This is a genomic window from Methylobacter sp. BlB1 (assembly GCF_015476545.1).
Taxonomy (GTDB): Bacteria; Pseudomonadota; Gammaproteobacteria; order Methylococcales; family Methylomonadaceae; genus Methylobacter.
Genome location: NZ_JADMKV010000118.1, coordinates 1 through 5,465, shown reverse-complemented (window position 1 = coordinate 5,465; position 5,465 = coordinate 1). Strand labels below are relative to the sequence as shown.

1 protein-coding gene is annotated in these 5,465 nt (G+C 56.8%); it reads left to right on the top strand.

Annotated features, from left to right (window positions below; translation table 11 throughout):
* Positions 1 to 5,465: hypothetical protein (locus IT781_RS21275; protein ID WP_194972176.1), on the top strand; the 5,465-nt coding region annotated here is incomplete at both ends.

Below are 5,465 nucleotides of genomic sequence, written 5' to 3'. Positions count from 1 at the left end.
GGCCACGAAGGGCACCGTTGCTGCCAGCGTGGATTTGAGCTGGACCGCTATGGGCAGCGGCACGGTGACGTATGAGATTTACCGATCATTGGGGTTGAATGGCTCAAAATCACTGATCGCCACGACCACCGCCACCACGTACTCCGACACCGCGACGACGCAAGGCGTCACAACGGGGGCTGTTTACGGCTATTACATCAAAGTTGCTGGCGCCAGCGAGCAAACCAATACTGACTATGGCTATCGCACGCCTGCGACCACGGCCCTAACCGGCTCGGACACTTACACCAAAATCACGACAAGACCTTATTTTAGCCTTGCCCTTAAGGCTAACGGACAACTGTATGCGGCCGGCATTAATAACTACGGCCAGCTGGGCAATGGCACATATCTTCCCGCTAAAATTTTTAAACCCGTGCTGACTGATGTTCAGGATATGCTAGCTGCTAGTAACGCTTCGTATGCGCTGAAAACGGACGGAACACTGTGGGCAGTCGGATCGGTAAACGGCTCCTCATTTTACAATAACTGGCAGCAAATCTTGAGTGACGTGTCCTCCATTCATACAAATGTTAAAGGAGACAAGATTTGGGTAATCATGTCAGGCACTGTCTATGAAAAACCATGGAATAGCTCTACATGGTCCACGACCACTTACACCAATATCAAACAAATCACTGCTTCTACAAAAAACGTCTATGCATTGAAGACCGATGGAAGTCTCTATGTCGACAGCACTTTAATTGGGACTGGATTTAAGAAAATAGCGGCTTCGTGGAATGGCCTTTTCGCGATCAAGGATGACAATACGCTGTGGGCTTACGGTGTGAGCCGTTACGAGACCTGGGATGGCCTGGGAGCCCCGGCTGACTTCAGTTCCTACGGATTGCATCAGGTATTGGATGGCGTCACAGACATCTCGGCTAGTGGCTCCACTATGAACATCGCTTTGGCTACTAGAATCGATGGCTCTCTCTGGGCTAATTGGCGCAATAACTCATCTGGCCAATACGGTGATGGAACAACGAATTCCGATATTACTTACTGGAAACAGGTCGCCGATAATGTCGTAATGGCTTCAGCAGCAATAGGACACTCGCTGGCCTTGAAAACCAACGGCACCCTCTGGGCGGCAGGCCAAAACGCTTCAGGCCAACTTGGTCTCAACGATCTTTCACCCCGTAAAGACTGGACCAAAACCGGCCTTATAATCCCAGACAAGATAAAAGGCGTCAGTGCGACTGATGGTACGCTCTACGCGAAGGTGAATATCAGCTGGAGTGCCGACCTGAATGCGACCGAGTACGACGTTTACCGTTCAACGAGTGCCGGCACCAAAGGCAGCTTGCTGGCCAGCGGCATCACAGGGATCGGTTACGACGATACGACCGCATCGGCAGACACTCACTATTTCTACACGGTAATCGGCAAAAATTTGATCGGTTCAGGTCCGGACTCTGAACAAGACGAGGGCTATGGCAAGCTACCTGCAATCATCACTGGCTTGAGCGCCAGCCAAGGAACACAGACCGGCAAGATCACCCTGACCTGGCCAACCGATCCGGATGCTACCGCTTATGAGATCTGGCGGGCGAAGAGCCCGACAGGGACTCCGGCCAAGATTGCGACAGCAACGGCGACTTCATCAAATGGCAATGCCTCCTATGACGATACAACGGTAACAGACGTCAATTCCTACTTCTATTTAGTCAAAACCGTTGTCGACTCCTTGACCGGCAGTGCCGGCAACCAGGCCGAAGGCTGGGCCAACGGCGCCCCGACGCAGGCCAGCGTAGCCCTGACAACCAGCTCAACCGTTCCCAGTGCAGAGACTGCGCCTGTCATCACGGATCCGAATGTCACGGCTGGACAAACTGAGAGCTTCACCCTGGCGATCACCCAACAGCCCACAACGGGTAACGTGGCAATTGTGGCCGACAAGTTTGTCTACACGCCACCGGCAGACGGTCTGTTCTCAGGCGATTTGACCTTCGAATTCACGGTCACCGATAAAGGCGGCTCGGTTCTTACCGGAGCCGGTACTGCCAAGGTGGTATGTGGCGCCCCCGTGATCTCGGCCTTCACATTGCCGCAGGACTCTATCCAGCAAGCCACGCAGTTCCAGTCCAATGCGACCTATAGTCTGCCAGCCTGCTCGACCCACAGCCAGATGAAAGTCGATGTTCTGGACTCCAACAATGATGTGGTCGTGTCCGGCGCGCCGGTCGCGGCTCCGAACGGCACTGATCTGACTCATACCTTCACCCACAAGGGCCTTTTGACGCCTGGCACTTATGCGGTGCGCATGACAGCCAGCTCCGACAGCGGCCTGGCCACCCAGACGGCTTCGCTGACCGTGAAAGCCATCAATTTGCCCACCCTGAACATCACGCCGGGCTTGAGTGTCAATGCCGGCGAGGACACCATGACTGCCAGCTTGAACAAACCGGCCACCGTCGATTGCCCATTTACCAGTGAGCAGGCGACCGCCATGGCCGATTCAAGCCGATGCTATGTGACTTTCACCACGCCGCCTGCGGGCATGACCGTGGACACGAGCGGCGAACTGCCCGTCTTGTCGGGCGTATTCGAGTCCGTCGGCAGCTACCCCATCGTGGCGGCCGTGTATAAATTCGACGGCTTTGACCTGTTGAAAATTGCCGAGTTGAGCAGGACCGTGGCCGTTTCGTGTTCGGCTCCATCAATTTCGAGCTTGGCCATTCCGGCACTGTTGCCTGATGAAGCGCCGAATTACGAATTGAATTACAAAGCGTTCGCTTGCAACGGTGAGTTGACTGGCGCACTGTCCATTAAGAAAGACACCACGGTCATCGAAACCTTGCCGTTGTCCTCGTTGAATTACGGACCTGCCGTATCAATGTCCCGCCTTGGCACGGGCTTGGCGGCCGGCAACTACACGGCGGAATGGCGCCTTGCAGGAAGCTATGGCTCCGCAGTCAAATCCCAGGCGTTTAAAGTCAAAGCTGTTCCAATGCCGGCCTTAACGGTATCGCCGGCCACCGTTTACCAGGGTGAAACGAGAGTCGAAGTATCGCTACACCCCCCCATCGATACAGTCTGCCCGCTGACCACCGTACAGGCCGAGGCGGAAGCCGATCCGAGGAAATGCTATGTCACACTGACCACGACCGTACCCGACCTGGTCGCCGGCACTGACAGCAAGGGCCTGCCGACGCTGACAGGATACCCCGGTACCGCCGGCGATTTTACCGTGCAAGCCGTGGTTTCGCGCTGGATCAACGGCACCCGCTATGATTCAGAGCCGATCAGCCAAGCCGTCACGGTCTCGACGATCCCGTGGAATTTTAGTCTGAGCGGTAAAAATGAAGCCTATGTCGTCATCGAAACGATCAGCCTGCTTTTCAAACAAGAGTCTGATTTAATCTGCTACCTGTCGCCTGACCAGGCAACGGCCCAGGCAAAAGCCGCCAATGGCAGTCGCGCCTGTTTTGTCGAGTTTACCGGCGTTGAGGGGTTTAACAAAAAACGCTCCGAGTCGCTGAACCAGATCAAGCTGGAAGGCACACTGCCCAGTTTAGGCGTTCATACTTTCGGCTATACCGTCAAGCGCCAGTTTGCCGATGGCTTGACGGCGGTGCTACAGGCCGGTGCTTTCGAAGTGACAACCAAGGAACTGCCGCCGCCGCAAGTTAGCTTGAACGGCGGCTACAAGGTCAAAAACGGCACTTATTATGTGCCGCAGGGGCAACCTATCACGCGTGCGACAGTCACTGCCGGCGTGCCGACCGGCGCCAAGTTGAAATACCAGCTGATCGACAGCCAGCAAAACCTGGAACGTAGCAATATTATTAGCGGCAGCAGCTACTGGCTTTCGACACCGAACCTGGGCCTGCTGGAAGAGCGGCCAGTGACCTTGCGCGTAGCCTGGCAGGATTATCCGCAATCTTACAGCGAGCAGGTCATTACCGCCATCGGCGGCACCGAGACCAATATGAAATTAGAAATTGAGGTGCCGCAACAGACTATTGACTCTGACCTGGTGACTGTTAAGGTCAGAGTCGGCAAGTATACCAAGGACGGCTTTGTCTATATGCCGGAAACAATGGGGCAGTGGCGGACCCAAATTTTGGCGCAGACCAACCTCAAATCGGCTAAAACCCCGGTCACTGACCTGCAGGACCTGAGCAACGGCGAGGCGACCTTCCAGGTCGACCCGGCCGGCCTGCTGTTCATGAAGCTGTCGGCGGTCGCCGAGCTGGTCAGCGACAGGCCGGAGCTGGACGTTACCCTAACCTCGTCTACCCGCTATGTCGAAGTCGTCAAGGGGACGCCGATCGAAGGCGCGATCAGCTCGCTCGAAGGCACGATTAGCGCCAAGGCGTTGGAAGGGCCAGCCCCGAAGACGTTCGCGCTTACCCTGACGATGACGCAGGACAACCGCGCGGCGCTGAAGGAAGTAACCTGGGAGCGCAGCAATGATAACGGCCTGACCTGGGACTCCCAGCCGAAGTCAAATACATTCATCCATAGCATCCCGATGCCGGAACCCGGCCGAAAGATGGTTCGGGTCAAGATGATAAACAAGAATACGCTGGTTGAAAGTTACACAAATCCAGCAGAAATATGGGCCTATTCGAAGCTGGACGCGCAGATCGTGGGACCGCACCATGTCGCACCGGGGCATGCGGTCACGCTGGCCGCGCAGCTGTACCGGGCCGGCATCCTGACCACGGACACGGTGAACGAATGGACCCTCGAGGCGCCCAGCGGCAAAACCGTGCAGACCGGGCCGACCGCCACGATGACCGAGGAAAGCGAAGGCAAGGTCTACGTGACGCTGCGGACGCGACCGGCGGATACCCGCAACGATGACCCGGCCGCCTGGACGGCAGCACGCTATTACGTGGTCGTGGATACGCCAGAGAAGCCAAGAGTCAGCGCGCAAGGACCCAAGGCTGTCGAAGTGGGCAAGATTTACCACTATCAGGGCACGGTCAGACCGTCCTGGGGTGGCATGGAAAGCGTGCACAGTCTGGTAACGGAATGGCAGCTGCCGGACGGCAGCCTGGTCGCCGGGCAAACGCTGGACTGGTCGCCGACGGCGCAGGATCTGATCGACAAGCAACCGTTGGTGTTCCGGGCCTGGGTGGACGGCTTCAAGGACGCGACGCTGAAGGAGACTACCTTGAGCTATGCGCCCTGGGCCTATGTCTGGCCGAACTGGAGCATGACCATGAAGCAGCTGACCGTGCAGGCGCCGTCCGACCTGAACCTGTTCGTGACTCATGACCTGCCGGCCATGAACCGGCGCTTCGAAGGCCTGAGCTATGAATGGTCGTTTCCGCCCAACGTCAACGGCCATCAGCATGCCGCCTTCCCGAACCGGGCCACGGCCCAGGCGTTGTATGCCGGCGAGTACGACATCAACGTCACGATCCGCGACAGCCGCGGGCATGAGACCGTACTGACCCAGCACGTCATCA